Origin of the sequence: Luteitalea sp. (genome assembly GCA_009377605.1) — a bacterium.
In the GTDB taxonomy this organism is placed as follows: Bacteria; Acidobacteriota; Vicinamibacteria; order Vicinamibacterales; family Vicinamibacteraceae; genus WHTT01.
Window position 1 is genome coordinate 1 of record WHTT01000003.1, and the last position, 25,607, is coordinate 25,607.

Annotated in this window: 18 protein-coding genes; 9 read left to right on the plus strand and 9 right to left on the minus strand. The window is 65.2% G+C overall.

Annotated features, from left to right (window positions below; genetic code table 11):
• The 4 genes from GEV06_01535 to GEV06_01550 form a co-directional block, all read left to right on the plus strand.
• On the plus strand, positions 1-1,263 hold a 1,263-nt coding region (locus tag GEV06_01535; protein MPZ16585.1), incomplete at its 5' end, for a sulfatase-like hydrolase/transferase.
• 500 nt (positions 1,264-1,763) lie between these two features.
• On the plus strand, positions 1,764-2,105 hold the full coding sequence (locus GEV06_01540; protein ID MPZ16586.1) for a PadR family transcriptional regulator: 342 nt from the start codon (positions 1,764-1,766) through the stop codon (positions 2,103-2,105).
• A gap of 4 nt (positions 2,106-2,109) precedes the next feature.
• Positions 2,110-4,836: an FtsX-like permease family protein gene (locus tag GEV06_01545; protein ID MPZ16587.1), complete on the plus strand. Its 2,727-nt coding sequence runs from the start codon at positions 2,110-2,112 to the stop codon at positions 4,834-4,836.
• The gene (locus GEV06_01550) at positions 4,836-7,619 is read left to right on the plus strand and encodes an FtsX-like permease family protein (GenBank protein ID MPZ16588.1); all 2,784 of its coding nucleotides are present in this window, start codon (positions 4,836-4,838) and stop codon (positions 7,617-7,619) included. The genes GEV06_01545 and GEV06_01550 overlap by 1 nt, the downstream gene beginning before the upstream one ends.
• Positions 7,620-7,681: 62 nt before the next feature.
• On the opposite strand, the gene GEV06_01555 is transcribed toward GEV06_01550, so the two are convergent.
• Positions 7,682-8,038: a PadR family transcriptional regulator gene (locus GEV06_01555; protein ID MPZ16589.1), complete on the minus strand. Its 357-nt coding sequence runs from the start codon at positions 8,036-8,038 to the stop codon at positions 7,682-7,684.
• A 39-nt stretch (positions 8,039-8,077) separates the two neighbouring features.
• Positions 8,078-8,962 carry a hypothetical protein gene (locus GEV06_01560; protein MPZ16590.1) on the minus strand — a complete coding sequence of 295 codons (885 nt, stop codon included), beginning with the start codon at positions 8,960-8,962 and terminating at the stop codon, positions 8,078-8,080.
• Positions 8,963-9,091: 129 nt separating this feature from the next.
• Between GEV06_01560 and polA the strand changes: the two genes are divergently transcribed.
• A complete protein-coding gene (gene polA / locus GEV06_01565) occupies positions 9,092-11,785 on the plus strand; it encodes a DNA polymerase I (protein ID MPZ16591.1) in 2,694 nt (897 codons plus the stop codon).
• 10 nt (positions 11,786-11,795) lie between these two features.
• A complete protein-coding gene (locus GEV06_01570; GenBank protein MPZ16592.1) occupies positions 11,796-12,212 on the plus strand; it encodes a YjbQ family protein in 417 nt (138 codons plus the stop codon).
• Between the two features lie 50 nt (positions 12,213-12,262).
• Here GEV06_01570 and GEV06_01575 read toward each other — a convergent pair whose 3' ends face one another.
• Positions 12,263-13,111, minus strand: coding sequence for a hypothetical protein (locus GEV06_01575; protein ID MPZ16593.1), 849 nt, complete (start codon positions 13,109-13,111; stop codon positions 12,263-12,265).
• Positions 13,112-13,165: 54 nt separating this feature from the next.
• Here GEV06_01575 and pcnB point away from each other — a divergent pair, with 54 nt between their 5' ends.
• The gene (gene pcnB, locus GEV06_01580) at positions 13,166-14,503 is read left to right on the plus strand and encodes a polynucleotide adenylyltransferase PcnB (GenBank protein ID MPZ16594.1); all 1,338 of its coding nucleotides are present in this window, start codon (positions 13,166-13,168) and stop codon (positions 14,501-14,503) included.
• 174 nt (positions 14,504-14,677) lie between these two features.
• Here pcnB and serC read toward each other — a convergent pair whose 3' ends face one another.
• The 4 genes from serC to GEV06_01600 all read right to left on the minus strand — a co-directional run bounded on the left by serC (position 14,678) and on the right by GEV06_01600 (position 20,023).
• Positions 14,678-15,778, minus strand: a complete 1,101-nt coding sequence (gene serC / locus GEV06_01585) for a 3-phosphoserine/phosphohydroxythreonine transaminase (protein ID MPZ16595.1) — start codon at positions 15,776-15,778, stop codon at positions 14,678-14,680.
• Positions 15,779-15,895: 117 nt separating this feature from the next.
• Positions 15,896-17,146 (minus strand): ACT domain-containing protein, encoded by a 1,251-nt coding sequence (locus tag GEV06_01590; GenBank protein MPZ16596.1) that lies wholly within the window; start codon positions 17,144-17,146, stop codon positions 15,896-15,898.
• Between the two features lie 43 nt (positions 17,147-17,189).
• Entirely contained in the window at positions 17,190-18,407 is a 1,218-nt protein-coding gene (locus GEV06_01595; GenBank protein MPZ16597.1) for a DUF1015 family protein, read from the minus strand.
• A 320-nt stretch (positions 18,408-18,727) separates the two neighbouring features.
• Complete coding sequence (locus GEV06_01600) at positions 18,728-20,023, minus strand: peptidoglycan DD-metalloendopeptidase family protein (GenBank protein ID MPZ16598.1); 1,296 nt, start codon at positions 20,021-20,023, stop codon at positions 18,728-18,730.
• 155 nt (positions 20,024-20,178) lie between these two features.
• Between GEV06_01600 and GEV06_01605 the strand changes: the two genes are divergently transcribed.
• Positions 20,179-21,843 carry a M20/M25/M40 family metallo-hydrolase gene (locus GEV06_01605; GenBank protein ID MPZ16599.1) on the plus strand — a complete coding sequence of 555 codons (1,665 nt, stop codon included), beginning with the start codon at positions 20,179-20,181 and terminating at the stop codon, positions 21,841-21,843.
• A gap of 237 nt (positions 21,844-22,080) precedes the next feature.
• Here GEV06_01605 and GEV06_01610 read toward each other — a convergent pair whose 3' ends face one another.
• On the minus strand, positions 22,081-23,313 hold the full coding sequence (locus GEV06_01610; GenBank protein ID MPZ16600.1) for a DUF1343 domain-containing protein: 1,233 nt from the start codon (positions 23,311-23,313) through the stop codon (positions 22,081-22,083).
• Entirely contained in the window at positions 23,249-24,331 is a 1,083-nt protein-coding gene (locus GEV06_01615) for a branched-chain amino acid aminotransferase (GenBank protein ID MPZ16601.1), read from the minus strand. The genes GEV06_01610 and GEV06_01615 overlap by 65 nt, the downstream gene beginning before the upstream one ends.
• A gap of 195 nt (positions 24,332-24,526) precedes the next feature.
• Between GEV06_01615 and GEV06_01620 the strand changes: the two genes are divergently transcribed.
• Positions 24,527-25,555, plus strand: a complete 1,029-nt coding sequence (locus GEV06_01620; protein ID MPZ16602.1) for an RluA family pseudouridine synthase — start codon at positions 24,527-24,529, stop codon at positions 25,553-25,555.
• The last annotated feature ends 52 nt before the right edge of the window (positions 25,556-25,607 follow it).

The window sequence follows — 25,607 nt, forward strand, 5'->3', positions numbered from 1 at the left end:
TTCGAAACGCCCAACATCGATCGCCTGGCCAAAGAGGGCACGCGCTTCACGCAGTATTACGCGGGCAGCACCGTGTGCGCCCCGTCGCGCTACAGTCTGATGACGGGCTTCCACACCGGGCACGCGTGGGTGCGCGGCAACGGTGAGATTCCGCTGCGCCCGGAGGACGTGACGATTGCCGAGGTCTTGCGAGAGCGCGGCTACCGCACGGCGGTCATTGGCAAGTGGGGACTCGGCCGGACCGGCACACCTGGCCTGCCCCCACTTCAAGGCTTCGACGAATCCTTTGGCTATCTCGACCATCGTCATGCCCACCGGCAATATACGGACTATCTCTACCGGGACGGCAAGCGGATCGACGTGGACCCGTCGAAGTATGCCAATGACCTGGTGACCGAGGAGGCACAGTCGTTCATCAGCCGGACCGCGGAACGCGACCAGCCGTTCTTCTTGTATTTGAACTACTCGATGCCCCACGCCGAGCTGCTCGTCCCCAAGGATTCGATGGCGCCGTTTGCTGGACGCTTTCCTGAAACGCCGTTTGAAAACAAGAAGGCGGATGCGAATCCATCGCCGAAACCGGGTCCCTCGGGTGGCTATCGGTCGCAGCCGACCCCGTATGCCGCGTTCGCGGGCATGGTGACGCGCATCGATCGCTACGTCGGCGAGCTGGTGTCGCTGCTCGAGCGGGAGGGACTAGACGATTCGACCCTGGTGCTCTTCACGAGCGACAACGGCCCGCACAAAGAGGGCGGGGCGAATCCGGAGTTCTTCCGTAGTGCTGGTCCGCTCCGTGGCATCAAGCGGGACTTGTACGAAGGCGGGATACGGGTACCGATGATCGCGCGGTGGCCTGGCACGGTGCCCGCTGGGCGCGTCAGCGATCATCCCTGGGCGCACTGGGATCTGATGCCGACATTCGCGGAGCTTGCGGGCGCAGACACACCGGACAGCATCGATGGGATGTCCATGGCTCGCGCGCTGCGCGGCGAGCCCCAGCCCACACACGAGTTCTTCTACTGGGAGTTCCACGAGCGCGGCTTCGACCAGGCGGTGCGGCACGGCAACTGGAAGGCGGTGCGCCATGGCCTGGACCAGACGCTGGAGCTCTACGATCTCGCGAGCGACGTCGGCGAGGAACGCGATGTTGCCGCGAAGCATCCAGAGGTCGTCAAAGAAATTGAAGAATATCTGCACGGCGCCCGGACCGAATCCGAGCGCTGGCCTGTCAAAGACAAGCCCAAGACGGCAAGCGACAGGTAGGGTCTACGATCCGGACACGCGCGCACTGGGTTATGTATGAACGCGGGGCACAATCCACCGTTTCTCATACGCAGCGCAGCGGGCCAGGCACCTACCCACGTGCGCCTCGAAGCAGGTGAACCAGTCATCGGCCTCTTGCCCAACGTGTCATACATGACTCTATTGATTATGAAGCTCGATTGACGCTAGCGGCCAGACGCGGGCACAGCTCCTGTGCGCAACATCGATGCCGAACTGTCCCCGGGGCGAGCCCGGCGCGAGACTTGTGCCAATCAATCAAGCAAATACCAATCGCCGTTAACCATGAATGTCATCGATCGACAACAAATATAGATGTCATCGATCGGCGACATGGCCGGCAAGGTGTGCCGACACCATCTCATTCCTGCCATAGAACGCCTCCGGGAGGCGACCATTCCCGACCTCGATTCCTCGTCATTCTCTCCTTGACAGCTTAGGAAAGAAGCGACATCATCCTCCTAACACACTTAGGAGACGCCATGCCACCACGCGCCGATTTGCTGCCAGGAACACTCGACCTGTTGATCCTGAAGTCGGTTTCCCTTGGCACGCTGCACGGCTACGGTGTGCTGCTTCGCATCGAACAGATCACGGGCGGCGCGCTGCTGGTTGAGCAAGGTGCGCTCTATCCCGCGCTGTTCCGTCTCGAGCACCGGGGCCTCCTCCAGAGCGAGTGGGGAGTGTCGGAGAACAACCGGCGCGCGAAGTATTACCGGCTCACAGCGGCGGGGCGCCGGGCGCTCCGTGCCGAGACGGAGAGCTGGAATCGTCTGACGGCAGCCATGGCGGCCGCCCTTCGGACGCGCACGGGAGAGGTGTAACGCGATGTGGGTGCGACTTCGCTCGTTCGTTGGCGGTCTGGCGCGACGCGCACGGGTCGAGCGCGACCTGGCGGACGAAATCGAGTTCCACGTGCGGGCGCGGGCGGAACATTGGGAGCGGCAGGGACTCTTGCCACCGGAGGCTGCACGCAAGGCACGGCTCGAGTTCGGCGCAGTGGAAGGCTACAAAGAGAGGTGCCGCGAGGCACGGGGTCTGAGACTGATCGACGAGCTGCGCGGCGACCTGGGCTACGGGCTGCGGCAGATGCGCGCAGCGCCGATGTTCACCGCTATCGCCGTGGGGATCCTTGCCATCGCCGTCGGCGCGAATACCGCCGTCTTCAGCGTGATCGAGGCCGCGCTATGGCGCATGCTGCCGGTGGAGCGCCCCGAGGAGCTGCGAGAGCTCGCGTGGACCGCGCGCCAGGACGGCTTCTCGGGATGGTACAACGGCTCGATGCGCCCGTATCCGGGAGGGGGCTTGATTGCCACGTCCTTTGCCTATCCGGTCTACGCGCACGTACGCGACAACTCGACAGCCTTTGCCGATCTCTTCCTGTTCGACAGAAACGACCGGATCAATATCGGCGTGGCTGGACAGGCACATGTGGTGCCCGGGCTCCTCGTCTCTGGCAGCTTCTTCCGCGGCCTCGGCGTCGAGATGGCGATCGGCCGGCCGATCGTACCGGAGGACGATCGCGCGGGCACACCCCCGGTGGCCGTCCTGAGCTACCGCTGCTGGCAGCGGCTGTTTGGAGGCAATCCGAGCGCACTCGGCCAGACCATCACCGTCAACAGCGCGCCGGCCGTCGTCATAGGTGTGACGCCACCCGGGTTCTACGGCGTCGAGCCGGGCCGGCCGATCGATCTCGTGGTGCCGATCACCGCGATCCTGCCCGCCTTTTACGACGACATGCCTGACATTCTCAGGAGCTCGCGTCACTGGGGCTTCCGCGTCATGGGCCGACTGAAGCCGGGCGTCACAGACGAGGAGGCGCAGACGGAGACGGAGGCGCTCGTGCGACAAGCGCTTCCTGTCAATCCGGGTCAGGACGAGCGCTACGATCTGACAGATGTTCTCGTCAATGCGGGCGGGCAGGGGCTCGACGCGTTGCGGCGGAATTATGCGCGTCCGCTCTGGCTGTTGATGGGAATCGCTGGCGCCATTCTCCTCATTGCCTGTGCCAACATTGCTGGCTTGCTCCTGACGCGAGCGACGTCGCGCCAGCGTGAAATCTCGATTCGTCTTGCGGTCGGTGCCGGACGCGCACGGCTCGTGCGGCAGCTCCTCACCGAAAGCTTCCTGCTTGCCTGCGTCGGCGGAGGGCTCGGGATTGGCCTGGCGTTCGTCGTTCGAGATCGGCTCCTTCCTTTACTGAATCTAGTGCAGGAACCGCTCGAGGTCACCCTCGGGCTGAACCTTTGGCTGCTGGCCTTCTCGATCGGTCTGTGCCTTGCGGTCGGCGTCCTGTGCGGGATTCTGCCCGCACTGCGGGCAACGCGGGCGAATGTTGCTCCAATGCTTGCCCGGGCCATGCCTAGTGGCTCTGCCAGCGGATCACGCCTCTTCGCCGGAAAGACCTTGATTGCCCTCCAGGTAGCGCTCTCAGTCGTATTGCTCGTTGGCGCAGGCCTGTTCGTGGGGACGCTCGTCAACCTCCGGTCGGAGGCGCTCGGCTTCCGGCCCGAGCATGTACTCCTGTTCGACATGGATGCCGCGTTGAGCGGATACGAGGGTACGCGGCTCCACGACTTCTACGAGCGAGCGCTGGAACGGGTGTCCGCGGCACCTGGTGTCCGTGCTGCATCGATGTCGCAGTATGGCCTCCTGGAAGGCGGTGGGAGGACTGAGGACATCGTCGTGTCGGGCGCACCTCGAGGGCGGGCGAAGATGCACGTCCACGTGCTCTTCGTCGCACCGCGCTTCTTCGAGACGATGGGCATTCCGCTGCTGGTGGGCCGGGACTTCACATCAAGCGATCGGGAAGCGGCGCCGCGTGTCGCGCTGGGAAACCAAACGTTAGCGCGACGGCTCCCTGGCGGCCGCTCACCGGTAGGGCGTCGTATCCGCTACGGCGAGCCACCGGACGGCGACACTGAGATCATCGGAATGGTGGCGGATGCGAGGTTTGCCACGTTACGCGAACCGTCACCGCCAATCTTGTATTTGCCCTACCGCCAGCATCAGCATCACCGCATGACCTTCGCTATGCGGGCGGCGGGTGCGCCGGCGGCGCTTGCGTCAGCGATCCGTCAGACGCTCGCCGAGCTCGACCCCAACGTTCCCCTGCTCAACGTCATGACGCAGAACGAACAGATCAACCGATCCGTCCAACAGGAGCGAACCTTTGCCCAGCTCGTGTCAGGCTTTGCCGCGCTCGCCGTCTTGCTTGCATGCTTGGGCATCTACGGGACGCTCGCATATTCGGTCGCACGGCGGACATCCGAGATCGGTCTCCGCATGGCGCTCGGCGCACGCCCGTGGAACATCGTCCAGCTGGTGCTGCGAGAGTCGCTCATCCCCGTTGTGATGGGGGCCGTGCTCGGCCTAGCCGGCGCCATCGCGAGCACGCGGCTCGTCGAGAGCATGCTCTTCGGCCTGACGCCGCACGACGCCCCAACATTTCTCATCGCCACGCTTGCGCTCGTGGGCAGTGCGCTCCTTGCAGCCTGGCTGCCCTCGCGCCGCGCCGCGCGTGTCGACCCGATGTCCGCGCTCCGCTGCGAGTGATGGAGCAGGGAGAGGTAAACACGATGTGGGCTCGATTTCGTTCCTTCGCTCGTGGCCTGGTCCGGCGCACACGGGTTGAAGGCGCCCTGGCGGAGGAGCTCGATTTCCATCTGCAGGCTCGAGCGGAGCACTGGAGGCACCAGGGGCTGCCACCCGCTGAAGCCGTGCGCCGCGCCCGGCTGGAGTTCGGTGCCGTCGAAGGCTACAAGGAACGCTGCCGCGAGGCGCGTGGCCTGCGATTTGTCGACGAGCTCCGGTCGGACGTCTGGTACGCGATACGACAGTTGAGACGAGCCCCGACCTTCACGCTCGTGGCCACTGGGACGCTGGCCATTGGGATTGGAGCCAACGCGGCGATCTTCAGCCTCATCAACGCCGTGCTACTGAAGACGTTGCCTGTCGAACGGCCGCACGAGCTGCGGCTGCTCGAGTGGACCGCGCGCCGCGCGGGCTTCTCGACTTGGTACACCTGGGCACCCAGCATTGACGGCATAAATACGAGGGCGGGATCAGCGGCAGCGCAACGAAACGCGGCTGGCGAGGACTTTGGAACCTCGTTCGCCTACCCGGTGTACACACACGTGCGGGACCACGCTGCCAGCTTCGCCGAGCTCTTCGCCTTCGGACAGCCAAAACGGGTGAACGTCATCGTTGGCGATCGGGCCGAGCTCGCCGCGGGACTACTCGTGTCTGGGAACTTCTTCCGCGGCCTCGGCGTCCCGGCGCTGATTGGGCGCGCTATCGAGGCCACCGATGACCAGGCAGGATCGCCGGCGGTGGCGGTCCTGGGCTACCGGTTCTGGCAGCGCGTCTTCCGCAGCGATGAGCGCGTCGTCGGCCAGACGATCGGCGTGAACGGCACACCGGTCGTCATTGTCGGCATCGCGCCGCCGACGTTCGATGGCGTCAGTCCGGGCCGCCGCACGGATGTCATGGTGCCCATCACCACGATGCTGCCGGCCATTCACGACATCCCCGACATGCTCCAGAGCGCGCGTCATTGGGCGTTCAACGTGATGGGCCGCGTGAAGGGAGAGGTCACCGAGGAACAGGCGCGCGCAGAAGCTGAGTCGCTCGTGCAGCGGGCTATCCTGGACAACCCGCCTGCAGGCGAAGAGTACGACTTGCCACGGGTGGCGCTCAATCCCGGCGGTCGGGGGTTGGACATGTTGCGGCGAGAGGTCTCGAGTGCCCTTCGTATTCTCATGGCCATTGTGGGCACGGTGCTGCTCATTGCGTGCGCCAACATCGCCGGTCTGCTGTTGATGCGCGGTGCGGCGCGTCGGCGCGAGATCGGGACGCGGCTATCGCTGGGCGCACCACGCGGGCGCGTGGTGCGCCAGCTCCTGACCGAGAGCCTCTTGCTCGCCGGTCTCGGCGGATCCGTGGGGATCGTCTTGGCGTTCGCGCTGCGTGGCCTGCTACCCCACCTTCTGAATTGGCAGGGACGAGAGACGATCGCGATCGACATGGCGCCGGACGTTGGGATGCTGGCGTTCGCTCTGGCGACCTGTCTCGTGACAGGGCTCGTGTGCGGGCTCGCCCCAGCGTTGCGTGCAACCCGCGTCGACTTGGTTCCTGCGTTGGCACGCGCAGTTCCCGGCGCGGCGGATCGCTCGTCGCGGTTATGGGCAGGCAAAACGCTCGTGATCACCCAAGTGGCGCTATCGTTTCTGCTTCTCGTGGGAGCTGGCCTGTTCGTCCGAACCCTCGTCAGCTTACAGTCCGAGGCGCTCGGATTCCGGCCCGAGCAGCTTCTCCTGTTTAAGCTGAACGCAGGACTAAGCGGCTACGAGGACTCGCGGCTCAGCGACTTCTTCGAACGGGTGACGAAGCGGGCAGCCGCTATTCCGGGCGTGCGCGCGGTCTCGCTTTCGCGATATGGGCTCATTGGTGACGGGAGAAACAGGGGCGACATCGCCGTGCCGGCCGGCAAGGGCCAGGCACTCGTCCATAAGCACTACGTGGGGCCACGCTATTTCGAGACCATGGGCATCCCCCTGCTCCGGGGCCGCGACATTGCCTGGACCGATCGCGAAGGGACGCCGGTTGTCGCCATCGTGAACCAAGCGCTCGCAAAGCAGCTCCCCAATGGCGTTGCTCCCATCGGTGAGCGAATAGGCTACGACTCCGAGGCAACCGACCTGGCCGAGATCATCGGGGTCGCTGCGGACGCAAGGTTCGACAGCCTGCGCGAGGCTGCACCGCCAACCCTCTACCTCCCTTACCGCCAGCATCCACAGTCCTCGATGACGTTCGCGGTCCGCCTCGCGGGATCGCCGGACGCAGTCCGTGGCTCGATTCGCCGAGCCGTCGAGGAGATCGACCCGAATGTGCCCATGTTCGGCATTCGGACGCAGGAGGCGCAAATCAGCGTCGCGATGGGGCCGGAACGCCTGTTGGCGCAGCTCGTGTCAGGGTTTGCGCTGCTCGCGCTTCTACTGGCCTGCCTGGGCATTTATGGAACCCTCGCCTATTCCGTGGCACGGCGGACGTCGGAGATCGGTCTCCGCATGGCGCTCGGCGCAGACCGATGGGATGTCGTCCGAATGGTGCTGCGCGAATCAGTCGTTCCGGTCGTGCTAGGAGTGGCCCTTGGTCTCGGGGCCGCCGCGGTAGCCACGCGAGTCATCGAGAGCATGTTGTTCGGCGTGACACCGCACGATGCGCCAACGCTCCTCGCCGCCGCGCTCATACTCACGGGTAGCGCCCTGCTCGCAGCCTGGTTGCCCTCGCGCCGCGCCGCCCGGGTCGACCCTATGTCGGCACTACGTTGCGAATAATGGCGGCCAGTCGTTTCACATACTTTGTGTTCCGCATAATGAGGCTGCTCGAGAGTCGGGCGTCAGGCCCCTGCTTCTTCGGGACCGAGCAGCCGCCCGATCGCGCCGACGAGCCTTCGCCATTGGCTGACCTCCCGCGCCAACTGCTTGCGGCCAGCCTTCGTGAGTGTGTAGAAGCGCGCCTTGCGGTTGTTCTCGGAGGTACCCCACTCGGCGGTAATCCAACCCCGGGATTCGAGCCGCTGCAATGCTGGGTACAGCGATCCGTGATCGACGAGCAGGACTTTGTCGGTCTGGGTCTGGATGGCCCGGGCGATGCCCTGACCGTGCTGGCGGCCGAACACCAGCGTCCTCAAGATCAGCAGGTCGAGTGTGCCCTGGAGCAGCGCGATGCGATCCTTCTCGTCTTTGGTTGACATTCGACCCAAGTATGACCTGCGCTCAGGTCGGGTGTCAACCTAAGCGCGGGGCCCAGTCGCGTTGTCGGCGTCACGGTAGGGCGGCCCTTTCGGGCCACCGCGCTCGACGGCGCTAGAGCGACCGGCAGGGCTGCCTTCGACTTCGCTCAGGCCAGGAAGGCCCCGCCCTACCTCGCCACGAGCAGCCTCCCGCAGACGTTGTCCCTTCCGCCTCATCCACCACACGAGCCACACCATCAGCGCGACCGCAGTGGCGAGCGCAACCCCGAAGATGATGAGCGTGCGGTAGAGAATCGTCTGGGGGTGGAGCCGGATCTCGATGTCGACAGGGTCGCCGGCAAAGCGCGCCGCGAGCGGCTGCTCCCACGTGACGATGTTGCCGCGCTCGACTTCTCGTGTTGGTGAGTTGTGGAACAGCACCTTGCTCGGCAGGTGCAAACGGAACGCAACCAGCTCGTCGCCGGTCCAGGAGCCCGCGCCAGACGGTTTGGCGATCGGCGCACCCACGCGCTGACGGTACACATGCTCGGCGCCACGGCGCGTCAACCCGTAGCGCGACCAGCGAAACGGGGCGGCGTCGCTCAGGCGCTCGATGTTGGGGGTCTGAAGCTCCACCCTGACATACGCCCGGCCATACCGGCGCCACGGCCGCGAGACGTAGACATCCCGTGTCACCGCAGACTCGAACAACTTGCCAATGGCCTCGCGATCGATCGGCGCGGCAGGATCGGTCGGAACATCGAAGCCATGCAGCGCCCGCAGCGCCGGGAGCGAGCTGCTGACGACGATTCTCGCCGATCCATCGAGGTTGACGAACGTCTCTTCGTCGTACTCGTATTCGCGAAACCACCCGCCGCCGCCACAGGCACCTACGCCCAGCAGGGCAACGAGCACCGCCCAGCTCACCAGTCGACCGACACGCATACGGAGTGATCATACTGAATAGGCCGTCGTAGCGCAGGCCTTTAGGCCTGCCCGCGCCCGGACGGCGTGACATCCCAGTTGGCAGGCCTAAAGGCCTGCGCTACAGGCAAGGTATCCTTATGAGTACGTATGGCTGAACGTCCCGTTTTGTTTCTGATCGACGGCAGCTCGCAGATGTATCGCGCCTACCACGCCATTCGCGGGCTTTCCGGCCCGGACGGGCGATCGACGAACGCCGTGTACGGCTTCGTCACGATGCTTCGCAAGCTGATGCAAGACCATGCGCCGACGTTCATTGCGGCGGCCTTCGATCTCGCCGGCCCGACCTTTCGCTCCGACCTGGCCGCCGACTACAAGGCCAACCGGGCACCCATGCCATCCGATCTCGCTGACCAAGTCCCCTGGGTCCACGAAGCGTGCGCGGCGCTCGGCGTGCCGATCATCACCTATGAGCGTTACGAAGCGGACGATGTGATGGGAACGCTGGCCAGACACGCCGTCGATCAGGGCTTCGACGTCGCATTGGTGACCGGTGACAAGGATTTCTTTCAGCTCGTCGATGAGCATGTCCGGGTGTTCAATCCGCGGGACGAGGGTACCTGGTACAACCGAGGTGCGGTTATCGAGAAGTTTGGCGTGCCTCCGGAGCGCGTGGTCGACGTAGTGGCGCTCATGGGAGATGCCATCGACAACATCAAAGGGGTCCCCGGGATCGGCGAGAAAGGCGCACGAGACCTCATTGCGCAGCACGGATCGCTCGACGAGTTGCTCTCACGCGCCAGCGAAGTGTCGCAGAAGCGGTATCGGCAGGCACTCGAAACGCATCGCGAGCAGGCCCTCCAGAGCCGAGAGCTGGCGCGCATTCATACAGATGTGCCGGTGGACGTCGACCTCGACGGCATGCGCTATCGCGGTCCGTCGCAGCCCGCGGCGTTCGATCTGTTCTCACGTCTCGGTTTCCGATCGCTCGTCTTCGAGTACGCGCCATCGGCCACCGACATCGAGCGTGATTACCGCGCCTTGACGTCGCTCGACGAGGTGCGCGCGTTGGCGGCGGACCTCGAGCGCGCTGACCGCTTCGCCGTGTACGTGGCGAGCGACGGGTTGGCGCCCATGCTCGGCACGATGGTGGGCATGGCCATTGCCACTGGGCCGCGCTGGGCCCGCTATTTGCCCTTCGGTCACACGACGTTGGACGCAACGAGCAATCTCAGTGCCGCCGCCCTGGAGATCCTGAAGCCGGTTCTCGAAGATCCGAAGAGGAGCAAGGTCGCGCACGACTTGAAGACCACCGCCGTGCTCCTCGCGCGGTACGGCATCGTGCTGCAGGGTCTCGAAGGGGACGCGATGCTCGCGAGCTATGTGCTCGACGCGACCCAGTCCAGCCACGCCATAGAGCCGCTGGCGCTGGAGCGGCTCGGCTACCGCGCCACGAGCGTGGAAGAGGTCTGCGGCCGCGGCGCCAAGGCGGTTCCCTTGGCGCGTGTGCCTGTCGATGCGGCGGTCGTCTTCGCGGGGGAGCGTGCCGACCTCGCGCTACAGCTGCGCGATGCCCTCACACCGGCACTCGAGCGGGAGGGCCTGGTCTCCGTGTATCGCGAGCTGGAGCTGCCGCTCGTGCCGGTGCTGGTGGACATGGAGCGCGCCGGTGTGCGGCTTGACATCGCGGTCCTCCGTGGATTGTCAGGCCAGATGGAGACGGAGCTGCAGCACCGCAGCAAGCGCATCTACGAGCTCGCGGGGATGGCGTTCAACATCAACTCACCCCGCCAGCTCGCGGAGGTGCTCTTCGACAAGCTGCAGCTCCCGACACTGAAGCGCACGGGGAAGACGCGTGCGGCGTCCACGGCGGTCGAAGTGCTGGAGGAGTTGGCGCTCGCGCACGAGCTGCCCCGGGAGATTCTCGAGTGGCGCGCGGTGCAAAAGCTCAAGAGCACGTACGTCGACGCGCTGCCGCAGCTCATCAACCGTGACACCGGGCGGGTCCACACGTCGTTCAACCAGGCCGTGGCAGCAACCGGGCGCCTGAGCAGCTCTGAGCCGAACCTTCAGAACATCCCAATCCGCACCGAGCTCGGCCGCGAGATTCGAGGCGCGTTCATCGCCGAGCCTGGCAATGTGATCATCTCGGCCGACTACTCGCAAATCGAGCTCCGCGTCCTGGCACACCTCGCTGGCGAAGAGGCGCTCATCGAGGCGTTCCGGCGTGGCGAGGATATTCACGATCGAACGGCGCTGCAGGTGTTTGGCGCCAACAGCGGCCTGAGCAAGCACGAGCTGCGGCGGCGAGCGAAGATCATCAACTACGCGCTGCTCTACGGCAAGACGGCATTCACCCTCGCCCGTGACATCGGTGTGACCCAACAGGCCGCACAGGAGTTCATCGACGCATACTTTCGCGGCTTCCCCGCTGTGCGGCGGTTCATCGACGACACGCTGGCGCGAACACGTGAGACGGGCGTGGTGACGACAATGTGTGGACGACGGCGGCTGGTGCCGGAGATCACGAATCGGAACGGCCAGATTCGTGCCGCCGCTGAGCGCGTGACGGTCAATCTCCCCATTCAGGGCAGCGCAGCCGACATCCTCAAACGCGCGATGATCAACCTGCACGCCGCGCTCATCGAGCTCACTGCACGCGGCGGACGCCGGCCGCTCATGATTCTCACCGTGCACGACGAGCTCCTCTTCGAAGCACCGCGTGAGGAAGCGGACGAGACGGCAGCACTCGTGCGCCATCACATGGAAGACGCGGCCGCGCTGACCGTACCGCTCACCGTCGACGTGGGCGTCGGCGAGAACTGGAAAGAAGCGAAAGGATGAGCGCGGGACGATGGTTCTGACCACGAGGCTGATCATCGACACGAAAGGACAGGGAGACGTGCGTGACGTCACGGCGGAGGTGAGGGAAGTCATTGCTGACGCGCCGCTGGAGTCTGGCACCGCCACCGTCTTCGTCGTTGGCTCCACGGCCGGCGTGACCACGCTGGAGTTCGAGCCGGGCGTGGTCGCCGATCTGGACCGCGCGTTCGAACAGATCGCACCACGCCAGGCGGCATACGAGCATCATCGCCGCTGGGGCGACGACAACGGATCGAGCCACGTCAGGGCCGCGATGCTCGGTCCTTCTCTGACCATCCCCTTCGAGCATCGTCGCCTCCTGCTCGGCACCTGGCAGCAGATCGTTGTCGCCGAGTTCGACACGGGCCCCCGCCGCCGCGAGATCGTCGTGCAGATCGCCGGCGAGTAGTCCATGTTCCTACTGCGGTTTCCCGAATCCTGATTCCTGAATCCTGATTCCTACTTCGTCCACTTCTGTTTGGTCAATTCCCACTCCGCCAGCATGCCTGCTCGCGCTGCGTCGACATCACTTATGTTGGCGAGTCGCTCGAGTCGCTGCGGGATGATGCCACTGATGACCAAGCGGTCGAGATCGCCGCGGAGATTACTCGCGTGATTGGGCTGAGCGAGCGAGGACTGCACCCATCCGGCGACCGCCAAGTCCCAAGCGAGATCGACTTCGCTGCGCGCAAGGGCGGCGGCTGCGCGCCAGTAGGCCGCTGTGGCGGAACCGGGCGTGCGCCTCAACTCGGTGACCATTCGCTCGCTGATGGCGGCATAAATGCGCGGGCGCTCGTCTCCTTCGCGCGTCTGCGCGAAACGATCCAAGGCGGTGGCCCACCAATCGAGAACCTGATCGCGATCTCGCGACGCGAGATTCGCACCATCGCCCAGCGCGGCATCGAAAAGCTCCGCAGCCGCTCGATACGAGGCGTCCAGGTAGAGCGCTTCTCCCAACCCCAGGATGAGCTCTGTTCGACTGCGGGCCGAAAGCCGTTCAGAATCGACCGCCCGCAGTGCTTCACGAGCCCTCATCAGGTCGGAAGGCTCGGCAGTCTCACGGAACTGTTCCAACGTCGCACGCCCAATCAGGAGCAACGCCTCACTCTGTCTGTCTGCAAGCTGGAGCGCCGGGGAGGCCGCGGCGATGGCGGCCGCCCAATCACCGCGGTTGTAAGAAGCACGGGCTTCGATCACTGGGTCGACCGTTTGTGCTCCCGCCACAACGCCAAGGAGGGCCCACACGGCGAGCGTGAGCCACAGGTCGAAGGCGCGCGTCACCCGCGCAGCGTGATCACGATAAGTCATTGATGATTAATACTTTGTATCGATCTCGCACCGCAATTTGCTATAATCGCGGCGATGGGGGAGCCGACTATCCTGCCTCGCAGCGAGCACGGGCTCTCGCGGCGAGACATCGATCCTGACGCCCTCAAGGTGCTGTATCGGCTCCATCGTCATGGCTTTACGGCGTACTTGGTCGGCGGAAGCGTCCGTGACCCGCTCCTTGGTCGCCGGCCGAAGGACTTCGACATCGGCACCTCAGCTCATCCTTATCAGGTCAAGCGACTCTTCCGCAACTGCTGGGTCATCGGCCGGCGCTTTCGCCTGGCGCACGTGCGCTTCGGGAACAAGACGATTGAGGTTGCTACCTTCCGGCGAACGCTGCCGGCCGGCACCGAGACGGAACCGCCGCTCGTGAGCCCGCATGCGGGGACGGCCGGCAGTGACAAGCCCGCGACAGCGGCTCCGAGACCGTCCGCGGCGCGCGATCTGGATCCGGCAAGCCGCATCGTCCGGCGCGACAACACGTTTGGCACGCCCGAGGAAGACGCCTTCCGACGTGACTTCACGATCAACGGTCTCTTCTACGACATCGCCACCTTCTCCATCATCGATTACGTTGGCGGTCTTCGTGACCTGGAAGCGCGCGCGGTTCGCTCGATCGGCAGTCCTGACGAGCGATTCCAGGAAGATCCCGTGCGTATGCTGCGCGCGGTCGTGCTGGCCTCGCGGCTCGACTTTATCCTCGATCCCGCAATTCCGGAAGCCATCCGCCGGCACGCACCACTCATCGCGCAGAGCGCGCCGGCACGCCTGCTCGATGAGTACTACAAGATCCTGCGCAGCGGTGCCGCACGGCTTTCCTTTGCGCGCTTGGCGGACAGCGGCTTGCTCTACCACCTCACGCCAGAGCTCTTGACGGGCGACCTCGCGAGCCTGGAGCGGTCGCTCGAAGTGCTGGACAGCTACCGAGCACGGTTTGCGCAAGCACCGGACACGCTCACGAACACAATCCTCATGGGCACGCTGCTCGTACCGCTCGGCCTGCTCGGAGCACGCAGCCGGAGCCCAGGTGATGCGGAGACATCGCCTCTCCGAACGCTGGGACTGCTGCCGGTGTCGCGCCGCGATCTCGAGCGGCTCGTTCAGGCCCTCGACTTGCAGGCGCGATTACTCCAAACGGACCGGCCGGTGCGAGCGCAGCGGGGCGTCCTGCACCGCAGCGCGCTCGGAGACGCGGTGACGTGGCTCGAGCTTCACGACAACCGCCCTGACGTGGTGGCGTATTGGCGCGACCTGCTGGCACAGCGCGGCCGCGCGCGGCCGGTCGATGGCTCTGACCCGGATGATCAGGACTTGCGCTCTCGCCGCCGACGCCGGCGCCGCCGCGGCGGTCGCCGTTCGCGACCAGGCTAGTGTCCTGTCTCAGTGATTCGCGACATAATTCCCGGGCGGGGCATCCCACCTGGCGTCGTTGCTCGTCGGTCACATACGGCCTGTATGCTCCCTCCTCGCGCCTCGCCAGCCGGGCGCCGCGCTCCGGGACTTATGCCACGAATCACTGAGACAGGACACTAGACACGGAAGTAATCAACCGTGCTTGCGCTCGAACTCTCGCATGAAGGCGGTGAGGGCATCGACGCCTTCCTCGGGAAACGCGTTGTAAATCGACGCGCGGATGCCGCCGACGGACCGGTGCCCCTTCAACCCGTCGAGACCGTTCGCCGTCGCGTCGGCGACAAACGCTTTCTCGAGCTCCTCGCTGGGAAGTCGGAACGTGACGTTCATGAGCGAACGGCTGTCGGGCTGGGCATGGCCCCGATAGAAGTCCGTGCGATCGATCGCGGCGTAGAGCTTCGCGGCCTTCCGCTCGTTTTGTGTGCCGACGGCTTGGAGGCCGCCTTCGGCACGCAGCCACTTGGCCACGAGGCCAACCATGTAGATGGCAAACACCGGCGGGGTGTTGTAGAGGGATCCGTTGTCGACATGCGTCGCGTAGCTCAGCATCGTCGGCAGGCTGGACGGCGACCGCCGGGCGATATCGTCGCGGATGATCACGAGCGTGACACCGGCCGGTCCGAGGTTCTTTTGCGCGCCCGCGTAGATGAGAGCGTGGCGCGAGACGTCAATCGGCCCGTTGAAGATGTCCGACGAAGCGTCCGAGACCAATGGTCTGTCGCCGACCTCGGGCAGCTCCCGCCATTGAGTTCCGTAAATCGTGTTGTTCGACGTCACGTGCACGTACGCACCGTCGGCAGAGAGCCGTATCTCGTCCTGACGCGGGATGCGCGCGAAGCCCTCTGATTCAGTGGAGGCCGCCACATGTACGGCTCCCACCCGCTTCGCCTCCTTGACGGCCTTCTGCGACCAGGCGCCGGTCACGATGTAGTCACCCGTACCGCCTGGCGGGACGAGGTTCATGGGAACCATGGAGAACTGCAGGCTGGCGCCGCCGTGTAGGAAGAGCACATGGTAGTTGTCGGGGATGCTGGCCAGTGCGCGCAGGTCGGCAACGGCCTCTTGAAGCCTCCGTTCGAAGGCTTTCGAACGGTGGCTGATCTCCAGCACCGACATGCCGACGCCCGGCAGCGAGACGAGGTCCCGCTGCGCTTCCTCGAGCACGGGAAGTGGAAGGATTGCTGGTCCGGCGCTGAAGTTGAAGATGCGGTGGACAGTAGTATTCGTGATCATCGGTTACTGTATTATCCCATGTCTCAAGGTAGGGCCGCCTCGCCGAGGCGGCCGTGACGGCGCGGGAGGCTGACGCGCCCTACCATCGCTATGCGATCGCACAGCGAGAACAAACATTCACGAAAGCGAGACGACCTGGAGGTCGAAGATGTTCGCGTTTCCGCGGCGGAGCGTATCGAGCAGTGCACCATCTGGCTCGCGTCCGAGGTTGACGCGGGCAACCGCCGCCTCGGCGCCCTCGAACACCACGTTCTCCGTTTCTTGTACATTGATGCCGCGGTCGCGCAGCACATCGAACACATGCGCGAGCACGCCCGGGCGATCGCGGTGGCGGATGACCAACATGTGAGTGGCCGGTGAGCGGCGCGCGAGGTTGACCACGTTGGGCACCTGTCCGGTGTCTCGATAGGCCAGCACGATACGCACGGTCTCGGCGGCAATGGCCTCTTGTGCCTGATTGGTCGATGCGCCAATGTGGTGCGTCCCATAGACGCCGCTGGAGATGAGCGCGGAGCTGAACGTTCCAGTGCCGCTGGACGGCTCACCGCAATACACATCCAGGCCTGCACGAATGCCATGCCTCTGCACGGCCTCCAACAGCGCGGCTTCATCCACGAGCTCGCCGCGTGAGGTGTTGACGAAGAGGGCGCCAGGCTTGAGTCGCGCGAGCACCGCCCCTCCGACTACCCCCCTGGTGTCCGGCGACAGTGCTAGATGGACCGTGAGCACGTCGCAGCGCTCTGCCACTGCCTTGGGGGAGGGTGCCAGAGAGATATGGACCTGACGCGCGGCGATCTCGAGATCGAGCGCAGCCAGCTCCTCGTCGGTCAACGGTCTGTCCTCACCGTTGAATCGCCGGCTCCACAAGACGATTGCCATACCGCACGCCGCGGCACGCTTGATCACCTCGCGCGCGATAGCGCCTGCGCCAAGCACGCCGAGCGTGCGGCCGAACAGCCCCGCGGCCTTCGCGTAATCCTTCTTGTTCCACGTGCCGGCGCGCAAATCGGCGACACCATCGGGAATCCTGCGGTCGAGGGCGAGGATGAGTCCCATGGTCAACTCGGCCACACTGATGCTGTTCTTGCCGGGACAATTCGACACATAGATGCCGCGCGTCGATGCAGCCGCCACGTCGATGGTGTTGTAGCCGGCGCCCGCCCGCACGACGAGCGCGAGTCGGCCAGCGTCCAGCATCGGCTCGGTGACCTGGGTGGAGCGCACGACCAGCACTTCCGCCTCGGTTCGACCAATCGCGTCAACGAGCGCCTCCTCTTTCAAGTCGGGCTCGTACACGACATCGCAGCTGGCGGCTTGCAACGCGCCGATTCCGGTCTGCTCGAACTTGTCCGCAATCAAGACTCTCATGGCGAAGAATCAGGCGGTACGTGCCGGATGGCCCGGAAGAGACTCAGATCAAATGCACCAACAGCCCGTCCCGGAGCTTTGGCTCGAACCAGGTCGACTTGGGCGGCATGATCGCGCCGGCGTCGGCAACGGCCATCAGCTCCGCGACGCTCACCGGGAACATCGAGAACGCTGCCGCTGCCTGGCCGTTCCGTACCAGGCGCTCGAGCTCGCCGGGGCCGCGGATGCCGCCAACGAAATCGATGCCCTTGTCCGTCCGGGGATCTCCGATCTTCAAGACAGGTCCGAGCACGGTCTCCTGCAGCACCGCGGCATCGAGCGCCGTCGTGGGATCGGCTGATCCGGTCAGGCTGGGTCGCAGCGTGAGGGCGTGCCAGCTCCCGCCCACGTAAACTGTACACTGTCCCCTGCGTGACGGCGACGGGCCGCCCGGCTCGAGCGTGCCGCACGCCGCCAGCGCCTCGAGAAACTGCGTCTCGCTCATGCCAGATAGGCTCTTGACCACGCGGTGGTACGGCAGGATCTGAACCTCATCGTCAGGAAAGGCAACCGCGAGGAACCAGGCGTGCTCACCCGCGGCCTCCGCCGTGGCTGCCATCGCTGTGTGCGCTCGCGCCGCACTCGCCGCGCGATGGTGACCATCGGCGATATAGAGCTCTGATACCTCATCGAACGCCGCGATGAGCGCCTCACAGGTGTCAGGCTCGGCGCGCCAGAGGGTATGCGCAACGCCGTCCTCCGCGATGAAATCATAGAGCGGCACCCCCGCGCAGACGCGTGCCCGCAGGACGTCGATTGACGGTTGGGGGCGATAGGTCAGAAGCACGGGGCCGGTCTGCGCGCGCAGGCAGCCCACATGCCGCGTGCGATCGTCCTCCTTGTCCGGCCGGGTCTTCTCGTGCTTCTTGACGAGACCCTGGTTGTACTCTTCGATCGAGTAGCAGGCGGCCAGGCCAGTTTGCTCGTGTGCGCCCATGCGGAGCCGGTAGAAATAGAGCTTCGGGAATGGCTCCTCGATGAGCGCCGTGGACCTCAGGCGGTCGAAGTTGGTACGGGCGCGCTCGTAGACTGCGTCGGAGTACGGGTCGGTCTCGAGCGGGAGATCGATCTCCGCGCGCGAGACATGAAGGAAGCTGAGCTCGCTGCCGCTGGCGAGCGCGCGCGCCTCCTCGACGTTCACGACGTCGTAGGGGACGGCGGCTACGCGCGGTGCCAGATCGGGGCGAGGGCGAAGCGCACGAAAGGGACGAATGACAGCCATGGCCGCGGGTATTCTACAGGCTCCACGGCGATGGTAGGGCGCGTCAGCCTCCCGCGCCGTCACGGCCGCCTCGCAGTAGCCGTGCGTGGACACGGGATGTGCACGTCACGTGAACTGACCGCGCTACGAGATCTTACCGATTCAGCGGTTATATGCGACTAGTGGGCTGTATCAGGCATTTGTGAAGTGGCTGGCGGAGCGCGGCGCCCGGCTGGCAAGGCACGAGGAGGGAGCATACAGGCGATATGTGACCGACGAGCAACGCCGCCAGCCGGGATGCCTCGCCCGCCAGGCGCTTTACAAATGCCTGATACAGCCCACTAGGAGCCACTCTGGGCTTCTTGGGGCCGCTTTTCTGGCGGGGCCCCCGCCTCAGCGACGACGGCGGCAGGGCTCACGAAGCGCGTCGCGGTCTGCTGCTGGAACGTCGTGAACCGCGCGCGGTACTTGGCTGGAATCGGGTCACCTGGCGGCAGCTTGCGGTGCTCGACGAGCGGGTTGCGATGCCGACCGTTGCGGAGCAACTCGTAGTGGAGGTGTGGGCCCGTGGCGAGGCCTGTCGAGCCGACGCGCCCAATCATCTGTCCCTGTGCAACGCGCCGTCCGGCTCGAACTCCCTTGGCGAACGACGACAGATGCAGGTATCGAGTCTCGTACCCGCGATCGTGGCGGATTGCCACCGTGTTGCCACCACCACCCATCCGGCCTGCCTTGAGCACGACACCGCTCGCGACCGCGATGATGGGAGCGCCCCGCGACGCGCCGTAGTCGACGCCACGATGTGCGCGAACCCGACCAAGCACCGGATGAAGCCGACGATACGAGAACCGCGACGTGACGCGCGGCTCGAATTGCAGCGGCGTGGCCAGCATGAACCGTTTTACCGACCGTCCTTGGCGATCGTAGTAGCCTGGCTTGCCACCCGGCGGCGTGAAGCGAAAGGCTTCATAGCTACGCCCGCCAGTCGTGAGGCGCGCGGCGATCAAGTCGCCGTACCCAACGAACTCACCCTCGCGCACGACCTTCTCGAAGACCAGGTCGAACTCATCCCCCACGTGGAGGTCGTGATGGAAGTCGATGTCGCCGCCGAACACCTCCGCCATCTCGATGGCGAGCGGCTCCCGTTCGCCAGCTTTGCCGAGCGCGGCGATGAGCGACGGGTGCTCCTCCGAGATGGCGCCCTGCACCGAGACGAGCGCGCGTGACTTCTCGTACGGAACCACTTTCACATCGAACCGCGGCTCGCCGTCCGGCTCCTGCAAGCCCACGATGCGCAAGAAGCGATCGGCGTCGATCTCATAGGTGAACTCGCGAATCAGGCCATCGACCGTCCATTCGAGCCGATAGCTGTGATCGGCCCGCAGGTGGCGCGGATCGAAGGTCCGCCGCATCGATTCAATCAATGAGTAGACGATGTCCTCGCTCACCTCGTGGGCCCGCAGCAGGCTCGCGAAGGTCGCGTTGCGCGGCACGCGCGCCTCGATCACCTGCGCCGCCTCTCGTGCGAGGACGATGTCGCGGCTCACCCTAGTGGACACCCGTTGCGCCGCCGGTTGCGAGCAACCGACCAAGAGCATGACGGCCGCCACCGCCAGGATTTGTCGAACGCTCCTCATCGTTCCCGTTTCCTAGTCGAATGTCCTGAGCGAGCGAAGCGAGTCGAAGGGTGAATCCTGATTCCTGACCAGATGCCCGACATAGTAACCTATAACACGTCAGTTTCCGAAGAAAAGCCGCCTGGCACCCCAATTTTCAGCACGAGGAGACGCTCATGGCGATGCCGCCTTCTAGCGGGCCGGAGAAGGGTCCCCGGTCCCTTCTTCCCGCTCTCACGGTCTTGGCCGTTGCCGCGCTGACCGTTACGCTCGCCGCGCAGGGCGAGGAGCGCGTCGATTACGATGCGCTCTACGAGATCAAGCACGAGGCGCAGCACAACTCCAAGGTGATGGAGACCCTCAGCTACCTCACCGACGTGTATGGCCCCCGGCTGACCAACTCCCCGAGCATGCGCCAAGCGGCAGAGTGGGCCAAGGCCAGGCTCGTCGAATGGGACCTGAGCAACGTCCACTTCGAGCCGTGGGGGCCCTTTGGACGCGGATGGACCAATGAGCGCTTCACGGCAACCCTGGTGAGCCCTCAGCCCTTCGTGCTCGACGGCCATCCCAAGGCGTGGACGCCAGGCACCGATGGTCGCGTCACCGCCGAGGTGGTAAAGACGACGCTCGACACCGAAACCGATCTCAACGAGCACCGCGGCAAACTGAAGGGGAAGATCGTGCTGCTCGCGCCGCGTAGCGCCCAGGAGCGCGCTACCGGATCCGGCAACTCCGCTGACGCGGATCCCTCCTTCGAGCCGCTGATCCGCCGCTACACCGACGACGAGCTCCGCCAGATCCAAGAAGAGCGCATTCGCGCAGAGACGTCGAGGCGCCGCGGAGGTCCCGGCAGTGGATCCCAAGGAGAGGAGTTTCGGCGGAAGCGGATGCAATTTCTCGTGAGCGAGGGTGCGCTCGCGACCCTAGAACGCTCGCGCGGCGAAGGAAACGGGGTGATCGGCGTGCAAGGTGCCCGGTCTGGCGAGGATATGCGCCAACCGAAGAGCCCGCCCGTGCTGCCGCAGGTCATCCTCGCGGTGGAGCACTATGGGCGTCTCTCCCGCATTCTCGACAAGCAAATTCCCGTGAAGATCGACCTGGAGATCGACAACAGGTTTACCGACGACGATCTCAACAGCTTCAACGTCGTCGCCGAGCTGCCAGGGACGGACAAGAAAGATGAAGTGGTGATGATCGGTGCGCACTTCGATGCGTGGCACGCTGCTACGGGCGCAACCGACAACGGCGCGAGCTCGGCGGTGGTCATGGAGGTCTTGCGCATTTTGAAGAGCACGGGCCTGACCCCACGACGCACGATTCGCATGGGGTTGTGGACGGGCGAGGAACAGGGGCTGCTCGGCTCGCGGGCGTACGTCAAACAGCACTTCGCGAACCCGGACACCATGGCGCTCGAGCCTGCACACGAGAAGCTCTCCGTCTACTTGAACATGGACAACGGCGGCGGCGCCTTCCGCGGCGTCTACCTGCAGGGCAACGTCGCCGCCAAGCCGATCTTCGAGGCCTGGACGGCGCCGTTCGAGGATATGGGCATGACGACGCTCACCATGAGAAACACGGGTGGCACTGACCACTTGGCGTTCGATGCGGTCGGCCTACCGGGGTTTCAGTTCATCCAGGATCCGCTGGACTACGATACGCGCACGCACCATACGAACCTGGATTTCTACGAGCGTGTCTTCGAGGAAGATCTGATCAAGAACGCCATCGTCTTGGCGACCTTCGCCTACCAGGCAGCGTCGCGAGAAGCGCTGCTTCCGAGGAAGCCGCTACCCGCGCCACGCAAGGAGGAGGGGCGGCCGACGCCGACGTCGACACGGTGACAGGGTCACGGGGTGAGGGGGTGACAGGGTGAGGGGGTGAGGGGGTAACTTGCTGCAACGGGGGTGCAGGTCGTGCATTGTTGCCCGGGCTCTGACGTGGCACGACCTTGGAACTGCACCCCGACCGCTTGAGTCACCCCCTCACCCTGTCACCGCCTCACCCCCTCACCTTGTCACCCCCTCACCTTGTCACCCCCTCACCCTGTCACCCCCTCACCCTTATTCGCCCTTTTACTTTCATTGATATCTGAGAAATTCCTGTCTGAGCTCTGCGAACGAGGCGAGACCTGGTTGCCAACTGCCGGCAATGGCATCGAGGCTGGTGTCGGCATCGATCTGCCGTCGGAGTGTGTCCGAGCCGGAGAGGATGTCGATGGGCATCTTGTGGTGCTCGTATTCGTATGGGGGCTTCCGCCACTCGAAGCGACCGGGATCGGCCCGACGGCAGGCGCCCAGCAGCGCCACAGCGGTTCTGACCGGTTGGAAGGCGCGACGATCGGTCACATGAACCTGACACCCGCCGCACATCAGGTCCGCGTGCTTCTGGAAGGTTGGCTCGAACCACGCTGGGCGTACCTTCACGCCGGGTAGCCCCAGGGCCTCGAGCGACGCGGCGAACAGCTCAGCATCGATCCACGGTGCGCCAATGAGCTCGAACGGGCGCGTCGTGCCGCGTCCTTCGGAGACCATCGTTCCCTCGAACAGCACCGTGCCCGGATACGCGAGCGCCGTGTCCAGTGTCGGCACGTTGGGCGAGGGCATGACCCACGGGACCTTTGTGTCGTCGAAGTACATCGCGCGCCGCCAGCCGCTGAGCTCGCTCACTTCGAGACGCGCGCCGAGATCGAATGCTTCGTTGAACAGCGTCGCGAGCTCGCCAATCGTCAACCCGTGTCGCAGCGCGATGGGGAAGAGTCCGACGAACGATTCGAAGCCTGGCTCGATGACGGGACCTTCGACAAACTCGCCGCCGATCGGGTTGGGGCGGTCGCACACGATGACGGGAAGGCCGGATCGCGCGGCCGCCTTCAGGCAATTCGCCATGGTGTAGGCGTAGGTATACACGCGCGTGCCGACGTCTTGCAGGTCGATCACCAGCACGTCGAGACCGTCGAGCATCGCCGGCGTTGGCTCACGCGTGTCGCTGTAGAGCGAATAGATCGGGACGCCGTGGTGCAGGTGGATCGCATGCGGCGTCTCGATCATGTTGTCCTGCACGGTGGAGTGAAAGCCGTGCTGCGGCCCGAATAGCGCTGCCAGGGTGACCTGGGGCGCTCGGCGCAGGCGCTCCGCCACGTGTTGCAGAGAGGCGTCGACCGAAGAAGGATTGGCGACCAGACCGACCTTGAGACCCTTCAACCGGTCGGAGGCCAGCAGGCGCTCGATGCCGAGGATCACCAAGGACCTATACGATCGTGCGCCAGCCGTGCGGATCGGGATCTTCGCCGTACTGCAGGCGCGTGATGGCATCGTAGAGACGCTCGGCGAGCGCACCGGTCCGGCCGCCGCCGATGACGAGCTCACCGCCGTCGTGCACGAGCGTGCCCACGGACTGGATCACGGCCGCGGTGCCGGTGCCGAAGACTTCTTTGAGGAGGCCCTGCCGATCGGCGGCCTCTAGCTCGTCGAGTGCCACGGGTCGCTCGGCAACCGTCAGGCCCCAGTCGCGCGCCAGCGTGATCACCGCATCCCGCGTGACCCCGGCGAGGATGCTGCCCTCGAGCGGCGGTGTGATGAGCTCATCGCCAATCGCGACGAACAGGTTCATCGTGCCGACTTCCTCGACGAAGCGTCGCTCCACGGCGTCCAGCCAGAGCACTTGATCGCAGCCTTTCTCGCGCGCCTGCTCGGCAACCAGAAGGCTTCCCGCATAGTTGCCTGCCGCCTTCACCCCCCCCATTCCACCCCGGACCGCACGCACCCGCTCCCGCTCGACCCAGATGCGCACCGGTTTGAGGCCACCCGCATAGTACCCGCCGACCGGTGACGAGATGACGAACAGGAGATACGTCTCCGACGGTCTGACGCCGAGCATCGGTTGTGTGGCAATCAGCGTGGGACGCACGTAGAGTGCCGTGCCGCGTGAGGCCGGCACCCACTCACGGTCAGTGGCCACCAGCGTCATGATGGCGGATTGGAGGAAGTCCGGGTCCGGCGGCGGTATCGACAACCAGGGCGCGCCCGCCGCCATGCGCTGGCAGTGCCGGTCCACCCGGAACAGTGCCACCTGCCCATCGCGTTGCCGATACGCTTTCAGCCCCTCGAACATCGCCTGGCCGTAGTGAAAGACCATGGCTGCCGGCTCGAGCGAGAACGAGGCGTACGGCACGACGCGTGCCGACGTCCAGCCCTCACCAGTCACGTACTCCGCGACGAACATGTGGTCGGCGAAGTGCCGGCCAAAGCCAAGCTCTGTCTCCTTCGGCTTCGGACGCGGGGTCTTCGTGCGCTCGACCTGAATGGACGGCGTGGCAACCGTTCCCGTCATAATGGCCTCCAGCCCCTCTGGGCGGTCCGGGTCCGCCCGCACTGATCAGGGCCACTGAGACTGTACTACGATCCTCGTTATGTCAGAACCCTTGAGAACCCGGAACTTGACGCATTGTGTCGAGTTTCGGGTTCTCAAGTGAGCGTCGGGGAGCGCGGCCCTGGCCGCGGTCCGCAAGAAAGAAAATCACCAGCGATGACCATCTCGCAGGACGGGGCCTCGCCCGAAGGGCTCGAGCGACGGACGTTTCGCGCCGATCGCGGCGACGTTGGCGTGCGCTTGGATCGGGTCATCCTGCGGCGCCTGGCCGATCGACATGACATCGCGCGCCCGGACGTGCAGCGCTGGATTGGCGCGGATCGGATCTTTGTCGACGGCGTGCCCATCACGCGTGGAGGCCGGCGCGTCTCGCTGGGTGAGGAGATTGCCGTGCTCGTGCCAGCAGCACCGGCCCGGCGTGAGCATCTCCCAGAGGCGCGACCCCTCGACGTCCTCTTCGAGGACGAGCATCTGCTAGCGGTCAACAAGGCGCCCGGCACGGTCGTCCATCCGACCAAAGGGCATTGGAGCGGCACACTGTTCAACGCGCTGCTCTGGCATGCCAAGCAGTGGGGACCGCGCGGTGGCCGGCCCGGCCTCGTGCACCGGCTCGACAAGGACACCTCCGGCATCCTGCTGGTGGCCAAGGATCCGGAGGTGCTGGCGCGCCTTGCCCGGGCGTTGCAGCGCCGCACGTTTACAAAGCAGTACGTGGCGCTCGTCTACGGGCATCCTCCGCAGGAGGCTGGGCGGGTCCAGCTCAATCTCGAGCGGGACGCAGAGCATTGGTATCGCATGCGGGTCGCGGAGAACGGTGGCCGCGAAAGCGTGACGGAGTACGAATGCGTTGCGACCAGCGGGACGCCGCGCGCCGGGCTATCGCTCGTGCGCTGCCGGCTCGTCACGGGGCGCATGCACCAGATCCGCCTCCACCTTCGCGCACTTGGGGTGCCCATCGTCGGCGACCGTCTGTACGGTCAACCGCGTTGGCAGGGGATCAGCGACGAGGCGCTGGCCGCGGCGGCACAGGCGTTTCCTCGTCAAGCCCTCCACGCGTGGCGCCTCGGGTTCACGCATCCCATGACCGGTGAGCGGCTGCAGATCACTGCGCCGCTTCCGGACGATATCCGAGCGCTCGTCGCGCTCGCCAAGTTACCGTTATCGGCGCTCGATGCCGGAGCCTGACCGGGCCCCCAGCGGTAGTGGTCGCGCTGGGGTGACTTTAGGGCCGCCGCTA